The organism is Enterobacter cloacae complex sp. IR5428 (genome assembly GCF_049238585.1).
Taxonomy (GTDB): Bacteria; Pseudomonadota; Gammaproteobacteria; order Enterobacterales; family Enterobacteriaceae; genus Enterobacter; species Enterobacter intestinihominis.
The window spans coordinates 101,624-121,815 of sequence record NZ_JBMKHV010000006.1; the positions used below are offsets into that span (position 1 = coordinate 101,624).

The 20,192-nt window shown below is 55.5% G+C and carries 17 protein-coding genes; 8 read left to right on the forward strand and 9 right to left on the reverse strand.

Features of this window, described 5'->3' with window-relative positions; all coding sequences use genetic code 11:
• Positions 1 to 127: 127 nt before the first annotated feature.
• On the reverse strand, positions 128 to 3,574 hold the full coding sequence (gene mfd, locus ACOTXC_RS10545; protein ID WP_421767623.1) for a transcription-repair coupling factor: 3,447 nt from the start codon (positions 3,572 to 3,574) through the stop codon (positions 128 to 130).
• A 145-nt stretch (positions 3,575 to 3,719) separates the two neighbouring features.
• Positions 3,720 to 4,793, reverse strand: coding sequence for an acyltransferase family protein (locus tag ACOTXC_RS10550; protein WP_421767624.1), 1,074 nt, complete (start codon positions 4,791 to 4,793; stop codon positions 3,720 to 3,722).
• A 256-nt stretch (positions 4,794 to 5,049) separates the two neighbouring features.
• On the opposite strand from ACOTXC_RS10550, the gene lolC reads away from it, so the two are divergent.
• Genes lolC through cobB form a run of 5 tightly spaced genes read left to right on the forward strand, consistent with a single transcriptional unit; the run spans position 5,050 to position 9,989 of the window.
• Entirely contained in the window at positions 5,050 to 6,249 is a 1,200-nt protein-coding gene (gene lolC, locus ACOTXC_RS10555; protein WP_157507968.1) for a lipoprotein-releasing ABC transporter permease subunit LolC, read from the forward strand.
• Positions 6,242 to 6,943: a lipoprotein-releasing ABC transporter ATP-binding protein LolD gene (lolD, locus tag ACOTXC_RS10560; protein ID WP_022647757.1), complete on the forward strand. Its 702-nt coding sequence runs from the start codon at positions 6,242 to 6,244 to the stop codon at positions 6,941 to 6,943. Before lolC ends, lolD begins: the two co-directional genes overlap by 8 nt.
• Positions 6,943 to 8,187, forward strand: coding sequence for a lipoprotein-releasing ABC transporter permease subunit LolE (gene lolE / locus ACOTXC_RS10565; RefSeq protein WP_022647758.1), 1,245 nt, complete (start codon positions 6,943 to 6,945; stop codon positions 8,185 to 8,187). Before lolD ends, lolE begins: the two co-directional genes overlap by 1 nt.
• A gap of 54 nt (positions 8,188 to 8,241) precedes the next feature.
• A complete protein-coding gene (gene nagK / locus ACOTXC_RS10570; protein WP_421767625.1) occupies positions 8,242 to 9,153 on the forward strand; it encodes an N-acetylglucosamine kinase in 912 nt (303 codons plus the stop codon).
• Positions 9,154 to 9,167: 14 nt separating this feature from the next.
• Complete coding sequence (gene cobB, locus ACOTXC_RS10575) at positions 9,168 to 9,989, forward strand: Sir2 family NAD+-dependent deacetylase (RefSeq protein WP_022647760.1); 822 nt, start codon at positions 9,168 to 9,170, stop codon at positions 9,987 to 9,989.
• Between the two features lie 34 nt (positions 9,990 to 10,023).
• Here cobB and potD read toward each other — a convergent pair whose 3' ends face one another.
• From potD to potA, 4 genes are read right to left on the reverse strand one after another with little or no spacing between them, the layout of a single operon-like run.
• Positions 10,024 to 11,058, reverse strand: a complete 1,035-nt coding sequence (gene potD, locus ACOTXC_RS10580; RefSeq protein ID WP_022647761.1) for a spermidine/putrescine ABC transporter substrate-binding protein PotD — start codon at positions 11,056 to 11,058, stop codon at positions 10,024 to 10,026.
• Positions 11,055 to 11,846, reverse strand: a complete 792-nt coding sequence (gene potC, locus ACOTXC_RS10585) for a spermidine/putrescine ABC transporter permease PotC (protein ID WP_015570805.1) — start codon at positions 11,844 to 11,846, stop codon at positions 11,055 to 11,057. The genes potD and potC overlap by 4 nt, the downstream gene beginning before the upstream one ends.
• On the reverse strand, positions 11,843 to 12,700 hold the full coding sequence (gene potB / locus ACOTXC_RS10590) for a spermidine/putrescine ABC transporter permease PotB (protein WP_022647763.1): 858 nt from the start codon (positions 12,698 to 12,700) through the stop codon (positions 11,843 to 11,845). Before potB ends, potC begins: the two co-directional genes overlap by 4 nt.
• A complete protein-coding gene (gene potA / locus ACOTXC_RS10595) occupies positions 12,684 to 13,832 on the reverse strand; it encodes a spermidine/putrescine ABC transporter ATP-binding protein PotA (protein WP_421767701.1) in 1,149 nt (382 codons plus the stop codon). Before potA ends, potB begins: the two co-directional genes overlap by 17 nt.
• Positions 13,833 to 14,069: 237 nt before the next feature.
• On the opposite strand from potA, the gene pepT reads away from it, so the two are divergent.
• Together pepT and ACOTXC_RS10605 are read left to right on the forward strand one after the other, a co-directional pair.
• A complete protein-coding gene (gene pepT / locus ACOTXC_RS10600; protein ID WP_022647765.1) occupies positions 14,070 to 15,293 on the forward strand; it encodes a peptidase T in 1,224 nt (407 codons plus the stop codon).
• Positions 15,294 to 15,390: 97 nt separating this feature from the next.
• A complete protein-coding gene (locus ACOTXC_RS10605; protein WP_250116582.1) occupies positions 15,391 to 15,882 on the forward strand; it encodes an REP-associated tyrosine transposase in 492 nt (163 codons plus the stop codon).
• 92 nt (positions 15,883 to 15,974) lie between these two features.
• On the opposite strand, the gene ACOTXC_RS10610 is transcribed toward ACOTXC_RS10605, so the two are convergent.
• The 3 genes from ACOTXC_RS10610 to phoP form a co-directional block, all read right to left on the reverse strand.
• Entirely contained in the window at positions 15,975 to 17,096 is a 1,122-nt protein-coding gene (locus tag ACOTXC_RS10610) for a cupin domain-containing protein (protein WP_063152012.1), read from the reverse strand.
• A gap of 91 nt (positions 17,097 to 17,187) precedes the next feature.
• A complete protein-coding gene (phoQ, locus tag ACOTXC_RS10615) occupies positions 17,188 to 18,651 on the reverse strand; it encodes a two-component system sensor histidine kinase PhoQ (protein ID WP_023299812.1) in 1,464 nt (487 codons plus the stop codon).
• Positions 18,652 to 19,323 carry a two-component system response regulator PhoP gene (gene phoP, locus ACOTXC_RS10620; RefSeq protein WP_026094318.1) on the reverse strand — a complete coding sequence of 224 codons (672 nt, stop codon included), beginning with the start codon at positions 19,321 to 19,323 and terminating at the stop codon, positions 18,652 to 18,654. It lies immediately after the preceding gene.
• 475 nt (positions 19,324 to 19,798) lie between these two features.
• Between phoP and ACOTXC_RS10625 the strand changes: the two genes are divergently transcribed.
• Positions 19,799 to 20,191, forward strand: coding sequence for a hypothetical protein (locus tag ACOTXC_RS10625; RefSeq protein ID WP_421767626.1), 393 nt, complete (start codon positions 19,799 to 19,801; stop codon positions 20,189 to 20,191).
• Position 20,192 lies beyond the last annotated feature (1 nt).

Sequence of the window (20,192 nt, forward strand, 5' to 3'; positions counted from 1 at the left end):
ATGATAAGGTTATTGTTTTATAAGGCGTTAATGATAATTATGGCGAATGTATGGTCGGGAAGATCGGGCGAAGTGCAAAGAGTTTGTAAATTGTCCCCCACCAGCCGGGCGCTGGCGGGGGAAACCGTTATGCGATGGCGTTCTCTTCCAACTGACGCATAAAGTTACGCACCCAGTCCATGCGGATTTTACGTTCCGTCAGATCCTGAGTAAATTTCAGACGCGTCGGGCCATCAAGACGGAAATGCTGCGGCTGTTTTTGCAGAAGGCCAATCAGCCACATCGGATCGACGTGGTTCTTCTCGGCAAACTCAATTACGCCGCCTTTCTCGTTGCCTTCAAGCTTGCGAATGCCCAGCTTCTGCGCCTGCTGACGCAGGCGGGCAATATCCAGCAGGTTGCGCGCCGCATCGGGCAATATCCCAAAACGGTCAATCAGTTCGACTTTAATCTCTTCCAGCTCGCCTTCACGTTTCGCGCTGGCAATGCGTTTGTAGAACGACAGACGGGTATTCACGTCAGGAATAAAATCATCCGGCAACAGGGAAGGCATGCGCAGTTCCACTTCGGTCTGCTGGCTGGTGAGATCTTCCAGAGACGGTTCACGTCCGGCTTTAAGCGCGTCGACGGCATTTTCCAGCAGCTCCATATACAGAGAGAAACCGATGGTTTCCATGGAGCCGCTCTGGTCTTCACCCAACAACTCACCGGCGCCGCGGATCTCCAGGTCGTGCGTCGCCAGCGCAAAGCCAGCACCCAGATCTTCCAGCGAGGCGATAGCTTCCAGACGCTTTTGCGCGTCGGTGGTCATCGCCTTCGGATGCGGCGTCAGCAGCCACGCGTAGGCCTGATGGTGCGAACGCCCGACGCGCCCGCGCAGCTGATGCAGCTGGGCCAGGCCGAAGTGATCCGCGCGTTCGATGATGATGGTGTTCGCCGTCGGAATGTCGATCCCGGTCTCAATGATGGTGGTACATACCAGCACGTTGAAACGCTGATGGTGGAAGTCGTTCATCACCCGCTCCAGCTCGCGCTCGCGCATCTGGCCGTGACCAATGGCGATGCGCGCTTCCGGCACCAGCTCTGCCAGCCTGTCGGCGGCTTTCTGAATGTTTTCAACGTCGTTATACAGGTAATATACCTGGCCGCCGCGCAGCACTTCACGCAGGATCGCCTCGCGAACCACCAGATTGTCGTACTCGCGAACAAAGGTTTTCACCGCCAGACGGCGCGCCGGCGGGGTGGCAATAATCGACAGATCGCGCATGCCGCTCATCGCCATATTCAGGGTGCGCGGGATCGGCGTGGCGGTCAGGGTCAGAATGTCGACGTCGGCGCGCATCGCTTTGATGCGCTCTTTGTGGCGCACCCCAAAGCGGTGCTCTTCATCGACGATCAGCAGCCCCAGATCTTTCCACTTCACGTCGCTTTGCAGCAGCTTGTGGGTGCCGATCAGAATGTCAATTTTGCCTTCGCTTGCCTGTTCCAGGATTTGCGTCTGCTCTTTGGCGCTGCGGAAACGCGACAGCATCTCAATGCGTACCGGCCAGTTGGCGAAGCGGTCGCGGAAGTTGTCGAAGTGCTGCTGGGCGAGGAGGGTAGTCGGCACCAGTACCGCCACCTGCTTGTTGTTTTCCACCGCCAGGAAAGCGGCACGCATTGCTACCTCGGTTTTACCGAAGCCCACGTCGCCGCAGACTAAGCGATCCATCGCCAGCGGCTGGCACATGTCGCTCAGCACGGCATTTATGGCCTGAGCCTGATCCGGCGTAGTTTCAAACGGGAAGCTGTCGCAGAACAGCTGGTACTGCTCTTTATCATGCTTAAACGCATAACCTTCTTTGGCCGCACGCTGGGCGTAAATGTCCAGCAGCTCGGCGGCCACGTCGCGCACTTTTTCCGCCGCCTTCTGCCGCGCGCGTGACCAGGCGTCGCCGCCCAGCTTATGCAGCGGCGCGTTATCTTCCGCGCCACCGGCGTAGCGGCTGATAAGGTGCAGGGACGACACTGGCACGTACAGTTTGGCGTCGTTCGCGTAGGTCAGCATCAGGTATTCACCTTTGATGCCGCCTGCTTCGAGGGTGGTCATTCCCTGATAGCGACCCACACCGTGTTCCAGGTGAACGATCGGCTGACCGGGGTGCAGTTCGGCCAGGTTGCGGATCAGGGTGTCCGGGTTGATGGTGCGACGGCTGTCCTGACGACGGCGCGCCACACGCTCGCCCAGCAGGTCGCTTTCACAAATCAAGGCCAGGTTATTGAGCGTATCAATAAATCCGTGCTCGGCGGAGCCGATCATCAGGTAACGACCATTTCCGGTCGCTTCGCTCAGGCGATGAATGCGCTTCGGCGCAACTTTGATCCGTCCTAGTAGTTCGCCCAGCGCTTCACGACGACCCTCACTCTCAACGGAGAACACCACTGGCCCGGTGAAGGAATCAAGAAACTTGCGCAGGTTATCGAGCGGGGATTTCTGCTGCGCCTGGACGGCCAGATCGGGCAGCGTCCGGAACGCGAGATTGGTGTTCGCCGCCTTATCGGCAAGCGAATCGGTTTTGAGCTGCATACGCGGCCAGCGTTTTAGCTCGGCGTTGAGCTCGTCGGTACGCAGCCACAGCATTTCCGGCGGCAGCAGCGGACGCATCGGGTCAACGCCCCGGTTTTCAAAGCGGACGCGCGTTTCGCTTTCAAAGCGGCTGGCGCTGGCGTCGATATCCCCGGTGTTAACAATCAGCGTATTGGCCGGGAAGTAGCTGAACAGCGCCGGCAGCGGTTCGTTAAAGAACAGGGGCTGCCAGTATTCGATCCCCGCCGGAAGGGTGCCTTTGCTGACCTGCTGGTAGATATGTTCGGCATCACGTTTCACGTCGAACCTGTCGCGCCACTGGCTGCGGAACAGTTCGATGGCGGTTTTATCCGTCGGGAACTCATGGGCGGGCAGCAGATTAATGGAGTCCACTTCCTCCAGCGTGCGCTGGGTGTCGGCGTCGAACACGCGCAGGCTGTCGATCTCATCATCGAAGAAATCCAGACGATACGGCTGGTCGCTGCCCATTGGATAGAGATCCAGCAGCGCACCGCGCGTCGCGTATTCGCCGTGCTCCATCACCTGATCGACATGACGGTAACCGGCTCCGTCAAGCTGCACGCGCAGGGCATCGCGCGACAGGCGCTGGCCTTTTTTCATCACCAGCGCATGGCCGTGCAAATAGCTGTGCGGACAGACGCGCTGCATCAGGGTATTCACCGGCACAATCAGCACGCCGCGCTGCATGGTGGGGAGCTGATACAGCGTCGACAGGCGTGAGGAGATGATCTCCTGGTGCGGAGAGAAACTGTCGTAGGGAAGCGTTTCCCAGTCGGCCAGGCTGAATACCAGACTGTCGGTGAACTGACGAATTTCGTCGTGCAGGCGCAGGGCGTTTTGCATGTCCGGGGCAACCAGCACCACCGGCCCCGGATGGCGCTCGGCAATTTCCGCCACCAGCGTGGCGCAGGCCGCGCCTGTCAGTTCGCCCAGCTGGCGTTGGTCACCTGCTTTTACAGGCAAGGAAAAACGATAGTGTTCAGGCATGGCTATGTCAGGGTCTCTTGGGGATATACCAACAGTATTGGGGCATATCACTGATACGCAATGTCTTTATTATCCTCGATCGTTTTGCATAAGCAAATCGTAACCGCACAAGAGGAAAAGTGCCCCCGGATGGGGGCAGGGTAGGTTAGCGGCTGGCGAGCTGTGGCGTAAGCCGTGCGGGAGGGGAGAAGAAAAGGTCGCCAAAGAGGGCGGTCGAGAGCTTACGTGCGCCCAGTCCAACCAGCGTGCAGACGAGCAGGCTGACGAACGGATAGACCAGAATCAGCGTTAACTCCGCCCAGATCGGCCAGTACGCCGCATTCATTTCGCGAATCAGGAGCAGGCTAAACGCCTCAATTAAAATGCGGTGAGTGGTATAAATCGCGATGGTGTTTGAACCGATGACGTTCAGCAGATTATTGGGATGAACGGCATAACGCTGCTCGAAGCTGTAAAAGAGCTTCATGATGACCACGATCGACAGCAGTGAGAGCGGCAGAGGAACATTAGCGAACCACAGCACTACCGACACCGCGCCAGAGGCGATAAGTACCAGCCAGCTGCGGCGCAAATTCATCCCTGTCATCCACGCCATCAACTGCGCGCCGTACCATGCGCCGAGGCTGTAGTAGATCATGTTGCGCACCACGCTGTTCATTCCCCACCACGGTAACGGCAGGAAGTTGATGGCGATGCTTGCCAGCGCCAGAATCCCCAGCATCGGCAGTTTCCAGCGGCTCAGCAGTTTACAGAGCGTGAAGTAGACTACTAAGGCGTACAAGTACCACAGGCTGGTGCTGGCCGTGAGCATTCCCAGTACAAACCCTGAAACGGAATCGGCGTAGGCCGCATTGGATGCTGTCGCCAGTTCACGCTCGGGGGCGAGCCAGGCATTCAGATGGGTCAGCGCCTGCCATTGCAGGACGCCCCACAGGGCCAGCACCCAGACAATGCTCCAGATCCGCTTGTCGAGACTGGTGCGCCAGTTCACCTCGTCAATATATCGACGAATCAAATAGCCGGAGATGAAGAAAAACACCGGCATACGGAACGGGGCGAGGTAAAGATTAAAATAGACCCAGCATTTGGCGAGCAGGCCCGATAACGGATGCTGTAGCCCGTCCAGGTGAGGATAAAAGGTGATCACCGAGTGGTAAATCACCACCAGGCAGATGCACAGCCCTTTTATCTGGTTAATCCATAATGCTTTTTGTTTCATTGTGCGTGACGACCTTGTTGCCATAAACGAAAGGTCGATTGTTGTAAAATGAAACCCCGATGTAACGGGTAACAGTCTGTATCAGGACGATTTTCGGAAAAGGTGGAGACTGTCTGGCGGAAGTTCAGTCAGTAGCATGATGATTTATCTGAATTTTTCGGAAAAATGATTACCGAATCTTACGGTTTCAGTCATTTACGCTTAGCGGATTCGCTTATATACTCGTGGGTCTGCTATCAGCAAACAGACGGATTTCATGTATCAACCTGTCGCACTCTTCATAGGCTTACGTTACATGCGTGGGCGCGCCGCGGACCGCTTCGGTCGCTTTGTCTCCTGGCTTTCGACTATTGGCATTACGCTTGGCGTGATGGCTCTGGTGACGGTGCTTTCCGTCATGAACGGCTTCGAGCGCGAGCTGCAAAACAATATCCTGGGGCTGATGCCGCAGGCCGTTCTCTCTTCCACTCAGGGCTCCGTTAACCCGCAACAGCTGCCGGAAAGCGCGGTGAAGTTACAGGGTGTCACGCGCGTTGCGCCCCTCACGACGGGCGATGTGGTGCTGCAAAGCGCCCGCAGCGTGGCGGTCGGGGTGATGCTGGGTATCGATCCGGCGCAAAAAGATCCGCTGACGCCGTTCCTGGTCAATGTGAAACAAACCGACCTGGAAGCGGGTAAATACAACGTCATCCTCGGTGAGCAGCTTGCCGGGCAGCTCGGGGTCAACCGTGGCGATCAACTGCGCGTGATGGTGCCCTCAGCCAGTCAGTTTACGCCGATGGGGCGTCTGCCAAGCCAGCGCCTGTTCAACGTGATTGGCACGTTTGCGGCGAACAGCGAAGTCGATGGTTACCAGATGCTGGTTAACATTCAGGACGCCTCGCGTCTGATGCGCTACCCGGCGGGAAATATCACCGGCTGGCGTCTGTGGCTTGATGCGCCGCTGAAGGTGGATACCCTTAGCCAGCAGACGCTACCGGAAGGAACGAAATGGCAGGACTGGCGCGACCGCAAAGGCGAACTGTTCCAGGCCGTGCGCATGGAGAAAAACATGATGGGGCTGCTGCTGAGCCTGATCGTGGCCGTTGCCGCGTTTAATATCATCACCTCGCTCGGGCTGATGGTGATGGAGAAGCAAGGCGAAGTCGCCATTCTGCAAACCCAGGGGCTGACGCCGCGCCAGATCATGGCGGTATTTATGGTCCAGGGCGCCAGCGCTGGCATCATCGGCGCGCTGCTCGGCGCGGCGCTGGGTGCGCTGCTCGCCAGCCAGCTCAACAATCTCATGCCGATTATCGGCGCGCTGCTTGATGGTGCGGCGCTGCCGGTGTCTATCGAGCCGCTCCAGGTGGTCGGTATTGCGCTGGCCGCGATGGCTATTGCGCTGCTCTCTACGCTTTATCCTTCCTGGCGGGCTGCCGCCACTCAACCCGCTGAGGCTTTACGTTATGAATAAGATCCTGTTGCAGTGCGACAACCTGTCCAAACGCTATCAGGAAGGCACTGTGCAGACCGACGTGTTGCACAATGTGAGTTTTAGCGTGGGTGAAGGCGAGATGATGGCAATTGTTGGCAGCTCCGGCTCCGGCAAAAGTACGCTGCTGCACCTGCTGGGCGGGCTGGACACGCCAACCGAAGGCGATGTGATCTTTTCCGGGCAGCCGCTGAGTAAAATGTCGTCTACGGCGAAAGCCGAGCTGCGTAACCGTGAGCTGGGTTTTATCTATCAGTTCCACCACCTGCTGCCGGACTTTACGGCGCTGGAAAACGTCGCAATGCCGCTGCTGATTGGTAAAAAGAAACCCGCAGAAATCAATGCCCGCGCCAGCGACATGCTAAACGCGGTAGGGCTGGGTCATCGCGGGAATCATCGTCCGTCTGAGCTTTCCGGCGGCGAGCGTCAGCGTGTGGCCATCGCCCGTGCGCTGGTCAACAACCCGCGCCTGGTGCTGGCGGATGAGCCGACAGGTAACCTCGATGCGCGTAACGCAGACAGCATTTTCCAGCTTCTCGGCGAACTGAACGCCGCGCAGGGAACCGCGTTTCTGGTGGTCACGCACGATTTGCAGCTGGCTAAGCGGATGGGCCGTCAGCTGGAAATGCGCGACGGTCGTCTGAATGCAGAACTGACGCTGATGGGAGCGGAGTAATGGCTTCACCGTTATCGTTACTCATTGGGTTACGCTTTAGCCGCGGTCGTCGCCGGAGCGGGATGGTTTCCCTTATCTCCGTGATCTCCACCATCGGTATCGCCCTGGGCGTGGCGGTTCTAATCGTGGGCTTAAGCGCCATGAATGGCTTTGAGCGCGAACTGAATAACCGCATTCTGGCCGTTGTACCCCACGGTGAAATCGAGCCGGTTAACCAGCCGTGGTCCAGCTGGCGTGATGCCCTGAACAAAGTGGAAAAGGTACCCGGCATTGCGGCGGCTGCACCTTACATCAACTTTACCGGGCTGGTAGAGAGCGGGGTAAACCTGCGCGCCATTCAGGTGAAAGGGGTGAACCCACGTCAGGAGGAGCGTCTGAGCGCGCTGCCTCGCTATGTGCAAAATGGTGCATGGGCAAACTTTAAGGCTGGCGAACAGCAGATCATCATGGGCAAAGGCGTTGCCGATGCACTGAAGGTGAAGCAGGGCGACTGGGTCTCGATCATGATCCCGAACGCCAGCGCTGATCACAAATTGCAGCAGCCTAAGCGCGTGCGTCTGCACGTCACCGGTATTTTGCAGCTGAGCGGCCAGCTCGATCACAGCTTCGCGATGGTGCCGCTGGAAGATGCGCGCCAGTATCTGGATATGAGCGACAGCGTGACGGGCATTGCCATTAAGGTTAACGACGTTTTCAACGCCAATACACTGGTGCGTGACGCTGGCAGCGTGACCAATAACTATGTCTACATCAAAAGCTGGATCGGCACTTACGGGTATATGTACCGTGATATCCAGATGATCCGCGCGATTATGTATCTGGCGATGGTGCTGGTGATTGGCGTGGCGTGCTTTAATATCGTCTCTACGCTGGTCATGGCTGTTAAGGACAAGAGCGGCGACATTGCCGTGCTGCGTACCTTAGGGGCGAAAGACGGTCTTATTCGCGCCATCTTCGTCTGGTACGGTTTGCTGGCGGGGCTGTTTGGTAGCCTCTGCGGCGTGGTCATCGGCGTGGTGGTGTCTCTTCAGCTGACGCCGATTATCAACGGGATTGAGGCGCTTATCGGCCATCAATTCCTGTCAGGCGATATCTATTTTATTGACTTCCTGCCGTCTGAACTGCACTGGCTGGACGTCATTTATGTGCTGGTTACAGCACTTTTACTGAGTCTGCTGGCAAGCTGGTATCCGGCGCGTCGCGCAAGCCGAATTGATCCGGCGAGGGTATTAAGTGGCCAGTAATTTCGTCATGGTTTAGCGGTCTTTTGGCCGCTGAATCAAACAGAGGAATGCATCATGTATTACGGATTTGATATTGGCGGCACCAAGATTGCGCTCGGCGTGTTCGATAAAGACCTTAAGCTACAATGGGAAACCCGCGTGCCTACGCCGCGCGATAGCTACGATGAATTTTTAACCGCCATTGCCGCGCTGGTGGCGCAGGCGGATGAACGCTTTGGCGTCAAAGGCAGCGTCGGCATTGGTATACCGGGTATGCCCGAAACCGACGACGGCACGCTGTATGCCGCCAACGTTCCTGCTGCCAGCGGCAAACCGCTGCGTGCCGATCTTTCTGCTCTCCTTGAGCGCGACGTGCGCTTAGACAACGATGCCAACTGTTTTGCTCTCTCAGAGGCCTGGGACGACGAGTTTCGTCGCTATCCGTTGGTGATGGGGCTGATCCTCGGAACGGGCGTCGGTGGCGGGATTGTCATTAACGGCAAGCCCATTACCGGGCGCAGCTACATTACCGGAGAATTTGGTCATATCCGTCTGCCGGTGGATGCGCTGGACGTCGTTGGTCGTGATTTCCCGCTTACCCGCTGCGGCTGTGGTCAGCACGGCTGCATTGAGAGTTACCTTTCAGGGCGCGGGTTTGCATGGCTTTATGAACACTTCTATCATCAGAAACTTGAGGCCCCTCAAATCATTACGCTGTGGGAGCAAAGAGACGCGCAGGCGCGTGAGCACGTTGAGCGCTATCTTGATTTGCTGGCGGTGTGTCTGGGGAATATCCTGACCATCGTCGACCCGGATCTGCTGGTGATCGGGGGAGGGCTGTCAAATTTCACTGCGATTACGGAACAGCTGTCCGGGCGTTTGCCCCGACATTTATTGCCGGTCGCCCGCGTGCCGCGCATTGAGCGTGCGCGACACGGGGACGCAGGAGGCATGCGCGGAGCCGCATTCCTTCATCTCACCGATTAGTTTACGAGGTTACTATGCTGTCGCGTCGCCAGGGTCGACTCAGCCGTTTTCGCAAAAATAAACGCCGCTTACGTGAACGCCTGCGTCAGCGGATCTTTTTCAGAGACAGGATGATGCCAGAAGCGATGGATAAACCCAGAGTGGTGGTGTTGACCGGGGCGGGGATCTCCGCCGAATCCGGTATTCAGACCTTCCGCGCGGCGGACGGGCTGTGGGAAGAACACCGAGTAGAAGATGTGGCGACGCCGGAAGGTTTCGCCCGCGATCCGGCGCTGGTTCAGGCGTTTTACAACGCCCGTCGTCGCCAGCTTCAGCAGCCGGAGATTGCGCCAAACGCGGCGCACCTGGCGCTGGCAAAGCTGGAGGAGGCGCTGGGGGATCGTTTTCTGCTGGTGACGCAAAACATCGACAATCTTCATGAAAGAGCCGGAAACCACAACATCATTCACATGCACGGCGAACTGCTCAAGGTGCGGTGTGCATGGAGTGGGCAGGTGCTGGAGTGGAAAGAGGACGTGCTGGACGAAGACCGCTGCCACTGCTGTCAGTTCCCTTCGCGTCTGCGTCCCCATGTGGTCTGGTTTGGCGAAATGCCGCTGGGAATGGATGAGATCTACAGCGCCCTGGCCATGGCGGACGTCTTTATCGCCATTGGTACCTCAGGACATGTCTATCCGGCGGCGGGGTTTGTTCACGAAGCGCGACTGCAAGGTGCCCATACGGTGGAGCTTAATCTGGAGCCAAGCCAGGTCGGGAGTGAGTTTGAAGAGAAGCATTACGGTCTGGCCAGCGAGGTGGTGCCAGCCTTTGTGGATAAACTCCTGAAGGGGCTGTAAGGGTAACGGGCGACCTTGCGTCGCCCGTTGTGCATTAACGGCCTGCTTTTAGCTTCTGATAATACTCTTCATACAGGCGGCTCGCGTCACCGACGTCGTTCTGCCATTCCCCTTTGCTGATGGTTTCAGCGTCCGGATAAAGCGATTTATCATTCGCCACTTCAGGACTTAACAGCTTCCGCGCGGCCAGGTTTGGTGTCGGATAACCAATAGTTTCCGCCACCTGTTTTGCCACATCCGGGCGCAGCAGGAAGTTAATCAGCTTCAGGGCGCCATCGACGTTTTTCGCATTAGCCGGGATCGCGAGGCTGTCCATCCAGAAGATGCCGCCCTCTTTCGGCCAGACCACCTCCAGCGGCGTACCGGCCTGACGCGCCACAAACGCAGAGCCGTTCCAGACCATCCCCAGATTCACTTCACCTTCCATATAAGGGTTAGCCGGGTTATCCGAGTTGAACGCCGCCACGTTTGGCATCAGCTTTTTCAGTTCGTTATACGCCGCTTCGATCTCTTTCGGATCGGTGGTGTTGCCGGAGTAGCCGAGTTTACGCAGCGCAATCTGGAACACTTCGCGCGCATCATCGGTTAACAGCAGGCTGCTTTTGTATTCCGGCTTCCACAGGTCAGCCCAGGATGAAACCGTTTTTGGATCAACGGCATCGCTGTTGACGCCAATTGCCGTCGCGCCCCAGATGTACGGAATGGAATAATCGTTGTTCGGGTCGAATGGCTTGTTTAGCATCTCAGGATCGAGGTTTGAAAAATTGGTTAGCTTCGTTTTATCGATCTTCTGGATCATGCCTTCTTTGCGCATCTTGTCGACGAAATAGGTCGACGGCACCACCAGGTCATACGCGCCATCTTTATAGGTTTTGAGCTTGGCGTACATGGTTTCATTCGACTCGTAGGTCGAATAGATCACCTTGATGCCCGTCTCTTTGGTGAACTGCTCCAGCAGGCCCGGCGGCACATACTCGGTCCAGTTGTAGAAATAGAGCGTTTTGCTGTCATCAGCATGCGCGGCACCCATTCCGAGCACCAGTGCCGCAGCGGCAAGCATTTTTTTCATTTCTGTGTCCCCTGAGATTTTGTTTTATCACGAGCAATAACCTGGCTGGCAATCACCAGAACCAGCGATAACACCAACAGAATAGTCGCCAGCGCGTTCACTTCGGGTGAAACACCGACTTTCACCATTGAGTAGATCTTCAACGGCAGAATTTCGTAGCTCGGCCCGGTGACGAAGGAGGACACGACCACGTCGTCCATCGACAGGGTAAAGCTGAGCAGCCATCCGGCTGCCACGGCAGGCATCGCCAGCGGCAGGATGATTTTGCGCAGAATGGTCATCTCGCTGGCACCCAGATCTTTCGCCGCTTCCAGCATGCGTACGTCGAACCCTTTCAGTCGCGCGTAGACGGTTACCACCACAAACGGCAGGCAGAAGGTGATATGCGAAAACAGCAGCGACCAGAAACCGAGCTGGACGCCCAGCAGCATAAACAGCACCAGCAGTGAAATGGCCATCACGATGTCCGGGGACATCATCACCACAAACAGCATACCGCTGACGAATGGCTTACCGCGAAAACGGTAGCGGTACAGCGCCACGGCGGTCAGCGAGCCAATCAGCGTCGCGAAGGTGGCAGAGAATACCGCCATCGTCAGCGAGTGCTGTGCGGCCTGTAGCAAGCTGTCATTGTTCATCAGCAGGCCATACCATTTGGTGGTAAACCCTTGCCAGTTGATCCCGAAGCGTGAACTGTTAAAGGAGTTCACGATCAAAATGATTATTGGAATATAGAGATAAGCATAAATGGCGGTCATAAAACCGCCGCGAAGCAGTCGACCGATCATTCCAGCTCCACCTTCTTGTTCAGCAGGCGTGAGGCACGCCAGTAAACCAGCAGCATCAGCCCCATTACCACCGTCAGCGTAATGCTGGTGGCCGAGCCGAACGGCCAGTCGCGGATGTTCAGGAACTGGCTCTTGATCACGTTGCCGATCAGCAGGTTTTTCGCCCCGCCCATCAGGTCCGACACGTAGAACAGGCCCATCGCAGGCAACATGACCAGCAGACATCCGGCAATAATGCCCGGCATGGTCAGCGGGATAATGATGCGGATAAAGGTTTGCAGCTTGCTGGCCCCCAGGTCTCTCGCGGCTTCCAGAAGTGGTTTATCAAGCTTTTCAATGCTTGAGTAAAGCGGCATCACCATAAACGGCAGCAGGATATAGACCAGGCCGACGATCACCGCGCTCGGAGTGAACATAATGCGGATCGGCGTATCAATAACCCCAAGCCACAGCAGAAACTCGTTCAGATAACCTTTGGTGCTGAGGAAGATTTTCAGCCCATATATGCGGATTAACGAGTTGGTCCAGAATGGCACAATCAGTAAAAACAGCAGCAGCGGACGCACTTTTTGCGGCAGGCGAGCCAGGAACCACGCGAACGGATACCCCAGCACCAGACAGGCAACGGTGGCAATCAGCGCCATATTGAGCGAGTGCAGCAGCACGTCAAAGTAGAGCGGATCGAGCAGGCGTGCGTAGTTGTCCAGCGTAAAGACCATCGCGACGAAGTTCGCGTCGTCGCGGGTCAGGAAGCTGGTTACGATGATCATCAGGTTGGGAAGAAAGACAAACAACACAAGCCAACCGACGATCGTGGCAATCACCACATTCTGGAACTTACTTGTGTTCTTCATCAGCCAGTACAACCTCCCAGCTTTCTACCCAGTTGATGACCATCTTCTGATCCAGCGAGTGGTCGAAGTCCGGATCGTCCTCGTTGAAGAACTCACTAACCATCACCATTTTGCCGTTTTCCAGTTCCACAACGGACTCGAGGGTCATCCCTTTGTAGTTTCGTTCGCGAACGTAACCGATCAGACCTTCGGCGTCAGCCGTGTCGTGGATCTCATCGACGCGAAGATCTTCCGGGCGCAGCAGAACGTTGAGCCTTTGACCCTTTTCCACGGCAAAGTTTACCGTGATGTTGCATTCGCGGCCTTCCACGTTGGCGCGCACGCGCTGCTCGTTCAGACGCTCAATCACCGTGGCGTTGAAAATATTGATTTCGCCAATGAAGCTGGCGACGAACAGGTTTTTCGGCTCCTCGTAAATTTCACGCGGCGTGCCGTCCTGCTCAATCTTACCCTCACGCATCACCACGATACGGTCTGACATAGTCAGGGCTTCTTCCTGATCGTGAGTGACAAACACGAACGTGATGCCGAGCTTACGCTGAAGCGCTTTCAGCTCGTTCTGCATCTGCTTGCGCAGCTTGTAGTCCAGCGCGGAGAGGGATTCATCCAGCAGGAGCAGGCGTGGTTTGTTGACCACGGCGCGGGCAATAGCCACACGCTGCTGCTGACCACCAGAAAGTTGATGCGGCTTGCGCTGGGCGAATGCCTCCAGCTGCACCATGCGCAGGGCTTCGGTAACGCGCGGCGGGATCTCGCTGGCGGGTGTTTTTTGCATCCGCAGGCCAAACGCCACGTTCTCAAACACGGTCATGTGCGGGAACAGGGCATAGCTCTGAAAGACGGTATTGACGTGGCGATCTTCGGCAGGGACCTGGGTAATGTCCTGGTTCTCAAGATGGATATGGCCGTTATCGACGCTTTCCAGCCCGGCAATAAGGCGCAGGACGGTGGTTTTGCCGCAGCCGGAGGGGCCAAGCAGCGTGAGAAACTCACCGTCATTGATGGTCAGATTAAGATCGGAAATGACATCTTTGCCATCGAAACTTTTACGAATTCGTTCCAGTTGCACCAGCGGTGAAAGGGAACGGGGTTGTGTATTCAATTTTCGCGCTGTCCCATATAGACGCCTCAGGCAGCAGACTGAAGCGGGGTTTGTGTGTAACCACCTTGGTGACTCGTAATGAGGGCGGACATTCTACGGCAAACCCATTGAATCGCCAATCCTTCTCACTTATTCATAAGCTACATTTATTAACGCAGAACGATATAAACGTAAAAAGTTCTCGTTTGCGGGATAAAAGTGACCTGACGCAATATTTGCGTTTTGCTGCTTAATGATAATGTTGTCACAAAAAGTGAGGGTGACTGCATGGATAAACTACTTGAGCGTTTCTTACATTACGTTTCGCTGGATACCCAATCTAAGCCGGGGGTCCGACAGGTGCCAAGCACCGAAGGCCAGTGGAAGCTGCTAAATCTGCTGAAAGAGCAGCTGGAGGCCATGGGGCTGGTTGATGTCACGCTCAGTGAAAAAGGGACCGTGATGGGAACGCTGCCGGCCAACGTTGAGGGAGATATCCCGGCGATTGGCTTTATTTCTCATGTCGATACCTCACCTGATTTTAGCGGTAAACACGTTAATCCGCAGATTGTTGAAAACTACCGCGGCGGAGATATTGCGCTGGGCATTGGCGACGAAGTGCTGTCGCCGGTGATGTTCCCGGTACTGCATCAGCTGCTGGGGCAGACGTTAATCACCACCGACGGCAAAACCTTGCTGGGGGCCGATGACAAAGCGGGTATCGCCGAGATCATGACGGCGCTGGCGGTGCTGAAGGGCAAAAATATCCCGCATGGCGATATCCGCGTGGCCTTCACGCCGGATGAAGAGGTAGGAAAAGGCGCGAAACATTTTGACGTCGAGGCGTTTAACGCTCAGTGGGCCTACACCGTCGACGGTGGCGGCGTGGGTGAACTTGAGTATGAAAACTTTAACGCGGCATCGGTGACGATCAAAATCGTCGGGAATAACGTGCACCCGGGCTCTGCGAAAGGGGTGATGGTGAATGCGCTGTCGCTGGCTGCGCGTATTCATGCGGAAGTTCCTGCCGAAGAGAGCCCGGAGATGACGGAAGGGTATGAGGGTTTTTATCATCTGACCAACATCAAGGGGAACGTGGACAGCGCGCAGATGCACTATATCGTCCGCGATTTTGACCGCAAAGCCTTTGAAGCGCGCAAGCGTAAGATGATGGAGATCGCGAAAAAGGTCGGCAAGGGGCTGCACCCGGATTGCTATATTGAGCTCATCATCGAAGACAGCTATTACAATATGCGCGAGAAGGTGATGGAGCATCCGCACATTCTTGATATCGCCCAACAGGCGATGCGCGATTGTGATATCGAGCCGGTGATGAAACCGATCCGTGGTGGAACCGATGGTTCGCAGCTGTCATTTATGGGCCTGCCGTGCCCGAACCTGTTTACCGGTGGATATAACTACCACGGCAAGCATGAGTTCGTGACGCTGGAAGGGATGGAAAAAGCGGTGCAGGTGATTGTGCGGATAGCAGAGTTAACCGCGAAGCGGTAATGTTTCATGCCGGGTGGCGGCTACGCCTTACCCGGCCTACATTTCGATCGTAGGCCCGGTAAGCGAAGCGCCACCGGGCAATGGGCAAGGAGTGCCAATGTCAAACTACCGCCGCCACTACATCCCCGGTGGGACCTGGTTTTTCACCGTCAATCTGCAAAACCGCCAGAGCGATTTACTTACCCGCCACATCGACAGCCTGCGTTCCGCTACCGCCACGGTTAAGCATGCGAAGCCCTTCACCATTAACGCCTGGGTTATCCTGCCTGAACATATGCACTGTATCTGGACCTTACCGGAAGGGGACAGTGACTTTTCAGCGCGCTGGCGCGACATCAAAAAAATGTTTAGCCGCAACATTGAGATGCGCCACGTCTGGCAACCGCGTTTCTGGGAACACACCATTCGCAATGAACAGGATTACCGGCGGCATATGGACTACGTCTACATCAATCCGCTGAAGCATGGCTATGTCGGGAAAGTCGTCGACTGGCCCTATTCAACGTTTCATCGGGACGTGCGGGAGGGGTTATTTCCGGCAGACTGGGCGGGTGAGATTGAGGATTTTGCGGCGGGGGAGCGGAAGTAAAAAAAGCCCGGTGGCGCATCGCTTACCGGGCCTACGGGAACGGCTTTTGTAGGCCGGGTAAGGCGTAGCCGCCACCCGGCAAACATCATGACTCAGTCCTCAAAAAACCAGTACCCGCTGTTAACCAGCGCGGCCAGCATGGCGAGGAAGGAGGGATCGTCCAGCGCGTCGCCAAAGGTATCCGCAGACAGCACCATATGGCTGGCAATCGCTTCCAGTGCCGGACGGTGTGGAGAGTCCAGGCGCTCGCCGTTGACAAATACCTCTTCGCCAATGCGCAATACACGTAATCCGCCCAGACGAACCAGCTTATCGCCCTGCTGGAGGGCATCATAAATTTCATCTGCCTGATACGGCGGCTCTGGCGGTGCGACGTCCAGTTCGTGACGCGACTGGCTGATAAACTCGCCAAACCACTGTCTGAAGTGCTCCGGTTCGTTGATCAGATCCAGCATCATACCGCGCAGCTTATCCAGCTCCTCTGGCAGAATATCGGCCGGGTGCTCACGCGCCAGAACATCCGGATCGCTGTAACGATGGCTGCCCAGCTCGCGCTGTAAAACATAGTCAGCAAATCCGCTGATCATCTCGCGGCCGCTTGGCGCGCGGAAACCAACCGAATAGTTTAGCGAGTTTTCCAGGGAATAACCTTCATGCGGGAAGCCTGGCGGGATATACAGAATGTCGCCTGGCTCCAGCTCTTCATCAATGATCCCTTCAAACGGATCAACCTGAAGCAGATCCGGGTGCGGGCAGTGCTGCTTCATTGGCACTTTTTCGCCCACTCGCCAGCGACGGCGACCGGTACCCTGAATGATAAACACGTCGTACTGATCAAGATGCGGACCCACGCCGCCACCGGGAACAGAGAAGGAGATCATCAGATCGTCCATTCGCCAGTCTGGGAGGGCGCGGAAGGGACGCATCAAGGCTGCGGTGGGTTCGTGCCAGTTGTTGACCGCCTGCACCAGTAAAGACCAGTTGCTTTCGCCCAGGTGATCGTAGCTTTCAAAGGGACCGTGGCTGACCTGCCATTTCCCGTCCTGATGGCTCACCAGACGGCTGTCTACCTCGTTTTCCATCGCCAGACCAGCGAGTTCGTCAGGAGAAATAGGGTCGATAAAATTGCTGATCCCGCGTTTAAGAACGACCGGGCGTTTTTGCCAGTAACGTTCAATAAATTCGGGCCAGTTAAGCGTTAATTGATAATCCATATTTTTGTATTCCGCAGGCTCTTACTGAGACGGATTATAACGGAAGCACCGACCCCTGGCTGCGAGATCCGCGTATTTTTCACATTTCGGGTTAACTATCGTTCAATCCGGGTTGTTGGCGGCCAAAAATGACTTCCATACGGGCACCGCCCAGCAGACTTTCGCCGGTTTCAATCTTGCCCTCGTACTGATCGACAATTTCCCGGGCGACGGATAATCCGACACCCTGGCCCGGGCGCAGCGTATCGGCGCGCTGACCGCGATCGAATACCACTTCGCGTTTATTATGGGGAATGCCAGGACCATCATCCTCAACGATAATATGCAGTTCGTTATCCGTTACGCGCGCGGACACCTCGACAAACTCCAGACAATATTTGCAGGCGTTATCGAGCAGATTACCCATCACTTCCATAAAGTCATTCTTCTCGCCAACAAAGCTTATTTCCGGTGAGATATCCAGACTGATGTTTACCCCTTTACGCTGGTAAACCTTGTTCAGCGCAGAGGTGAGGTTATCCAGCAGCGGGGCTACCGGGTGCAGTTCACGGCTCAATAAGGCGCTTCCGGAACGCATGCTCGCGCGGTGCAGGTAATAACCAATCTGCTGTGAAATACGGCTGATTTGCTCCAGCATTACCGGCTCGGCGTCATCCACGCTCATTTTCGAACTGCGCATTGAACGCAGTGTACTTTGCATCACTGCCAGCGGGGTTTTCAGGCTGTGCGTAAGATCGGTGAGCGTCGTGCGATACTTGTCGTAACGTTCACGTTCGCTTTTCAGCAGGCGGTTGAGGTTGCGCACCAGGCTGGTCAGTTCGCGCGTAGTTTCAGGGTTAAGCTTCTCGCGGTGATGTTCCTCCAGCTCGCGCACCTCTTTGGCAAGGGATTCAATCGGGCGGAGGCTCCACCACGCAGCAACCCACAGGAGAGGGATCACCAGCAGCAGGTTGGCAGCCAGAACGTACACGAACCAGTTCCAGACCATATACGAACGTTTTAGCTCAACCGGTATGGTATCGATCACTACAATGGTCAGCTGCGGCATGTTCAGAGTGGCGGGATACAGGTTGATGGCCACCGAGTGGGTCATCTCCGTGTCGTCATCTTCAGCGCGGATCTCATTGAGCTTGTTCTGTAACGCCCGATCGTCACGCAGCAGGATGCTGGTAGAGTTGAGGTCGGCTTCTATTTCGTGAAAACCATTGGTTTTAAGCCATTCCGGACGGATGCGCTTTTTCAGCCAGGGGACGTCGCGCTGCGCCCACAGCAATTTTCCTTTTTCATCGTAAATGAGTGCCAGCGTTGGGCTCTGCTGGTTCAGGTTTTCCGGCATCTCGACGGTGATTTGGTTGTTCTCCCATTTCGCCAGGGTATAGAACAGATTACTTTCGCCGCGAAGCAGGCGGAAGGTGGTTTTATCGAAGCTTACGCTGTACCCGACCAACGCCACCATTCCGTAAGAGAGGGACAGCACGAGCACGACGGCGGCGGTTGCCAGCAGAAAGCGAACCCGCAGTGAAAGGGGTAAAATGTGGCGCAAAATCCCTTTCATTTAGCGTAATTCGAACAGGTAGCCCTGACCACGCACGGTGGTAATCACGTCGTGCGGGTACTGTGCCTGAATTTTTTTGCGCAGGCGGCCCATCAGCACGTCAATGGTGTGGCTTTCGCGCAGTTCGGCATCCGGATAAAGCTGAAGCATCAGGGAATCTTTGCTCACCACTTTACCGTTGTTACGGATCAGCGTTTCCATGATGGTGTATTCGAATGCGGTCAGCTTGATTACTTCATCATTTATTGAAAATTCGCGGCGGGAGAGATCCACCTGGAACGGCGGCAGAGAGATCACCTGTGACGCCAGCCCGCTGTTGCGGCGCAGCAGCGCCTGCATACGCGCGGCGACTTCTTCAATATGGAAGGGTTTGGTCACGTAGTCATCTGCGCCTGCGCTCAACACTTCAACCTTGTCCTGCCAGCCTTCGCGAGCAGTCAGCACCAGTACCGGCAGGGAAACGTCATGGCTACGCCAGCGGCGGATAAGAGATAATCCGTCTTCATCCGGCAGCCCTAAATCGACAATGGCGATGTCCGGCAGGTGTTCATTGAGATAATAATCGGCCTCTTTTGCGTCTTCAGCATCGTCCACCTGATGACCCATCTCCTGAAGTTGAACTTTCAGGTGATGACGTAGCAATGCGTTATCCTCAACAACCAGTACGCGCATCATCATTTCTCCCTTTATAAATGGTATGAATAGTTTAACGCTGATTATCCAGGTTGACACCAGCGTTATGAAATTAAATGATTTTTTTCATGCTTCTGAAGACAGGTGGCATTACGCCAGGCATCTGATTATTAAGTATGTTGACCTGATCCTGTTTCATATCGCCCACCCACCTCACATAAGCCTCATACGCCCCCAGAAGGCGCGGGTAATATAAACTGACTTGTTTTCGCACGCTTTCGCTATCCGGATAAAACATCCATCCGTTTATGAACGGTTGAAGGCGAGTCGCTTTTTTGACAGAACGGGCACGCCAGTTTTGTAAAGATTGCCCTTTTTTTTGTAAGGATGTTCTCACTATGTCTGTCTTTGTCTACGCTTATTTTATGGTGCGAAATTAGATTTGCATAAGATGTGCCAGAAAATCAGCATTTTTACACAACAAAACAGCAATATAGCGAGTAAAGAGGATTCTATGGAATGGAAGGTTGTTGAGACTATTGCGAGCCCGGAAAGTGGAACCATCTTTTGCAAAGTTGAAACACAATATGGCCTGAATTATATCCTTTGGCTAAAAGGGGATTATTACGTTCGTGCCGGTGAAATCATCACCACCTCAAACCAGGGTATCCTGATTAACGATCGGCGGCGTAGGGTATGGATAGTGCAGGCAATGCCCTATACATCAATAGGCTGGATGGGGTTCAAACAGAAAAATGCGTGTCCAGGTAACCGGCAGGAGATGGATCGGCCATGCACGGTTGAGACCCCGTGCCAGTTCAGGCTGTGCCCGTTCGGCTTAAAACGATATATTCCGGAAAGTTATTCCACGGCGAAAAATAACAACCAGCCTGACAACAGGTTGTAAT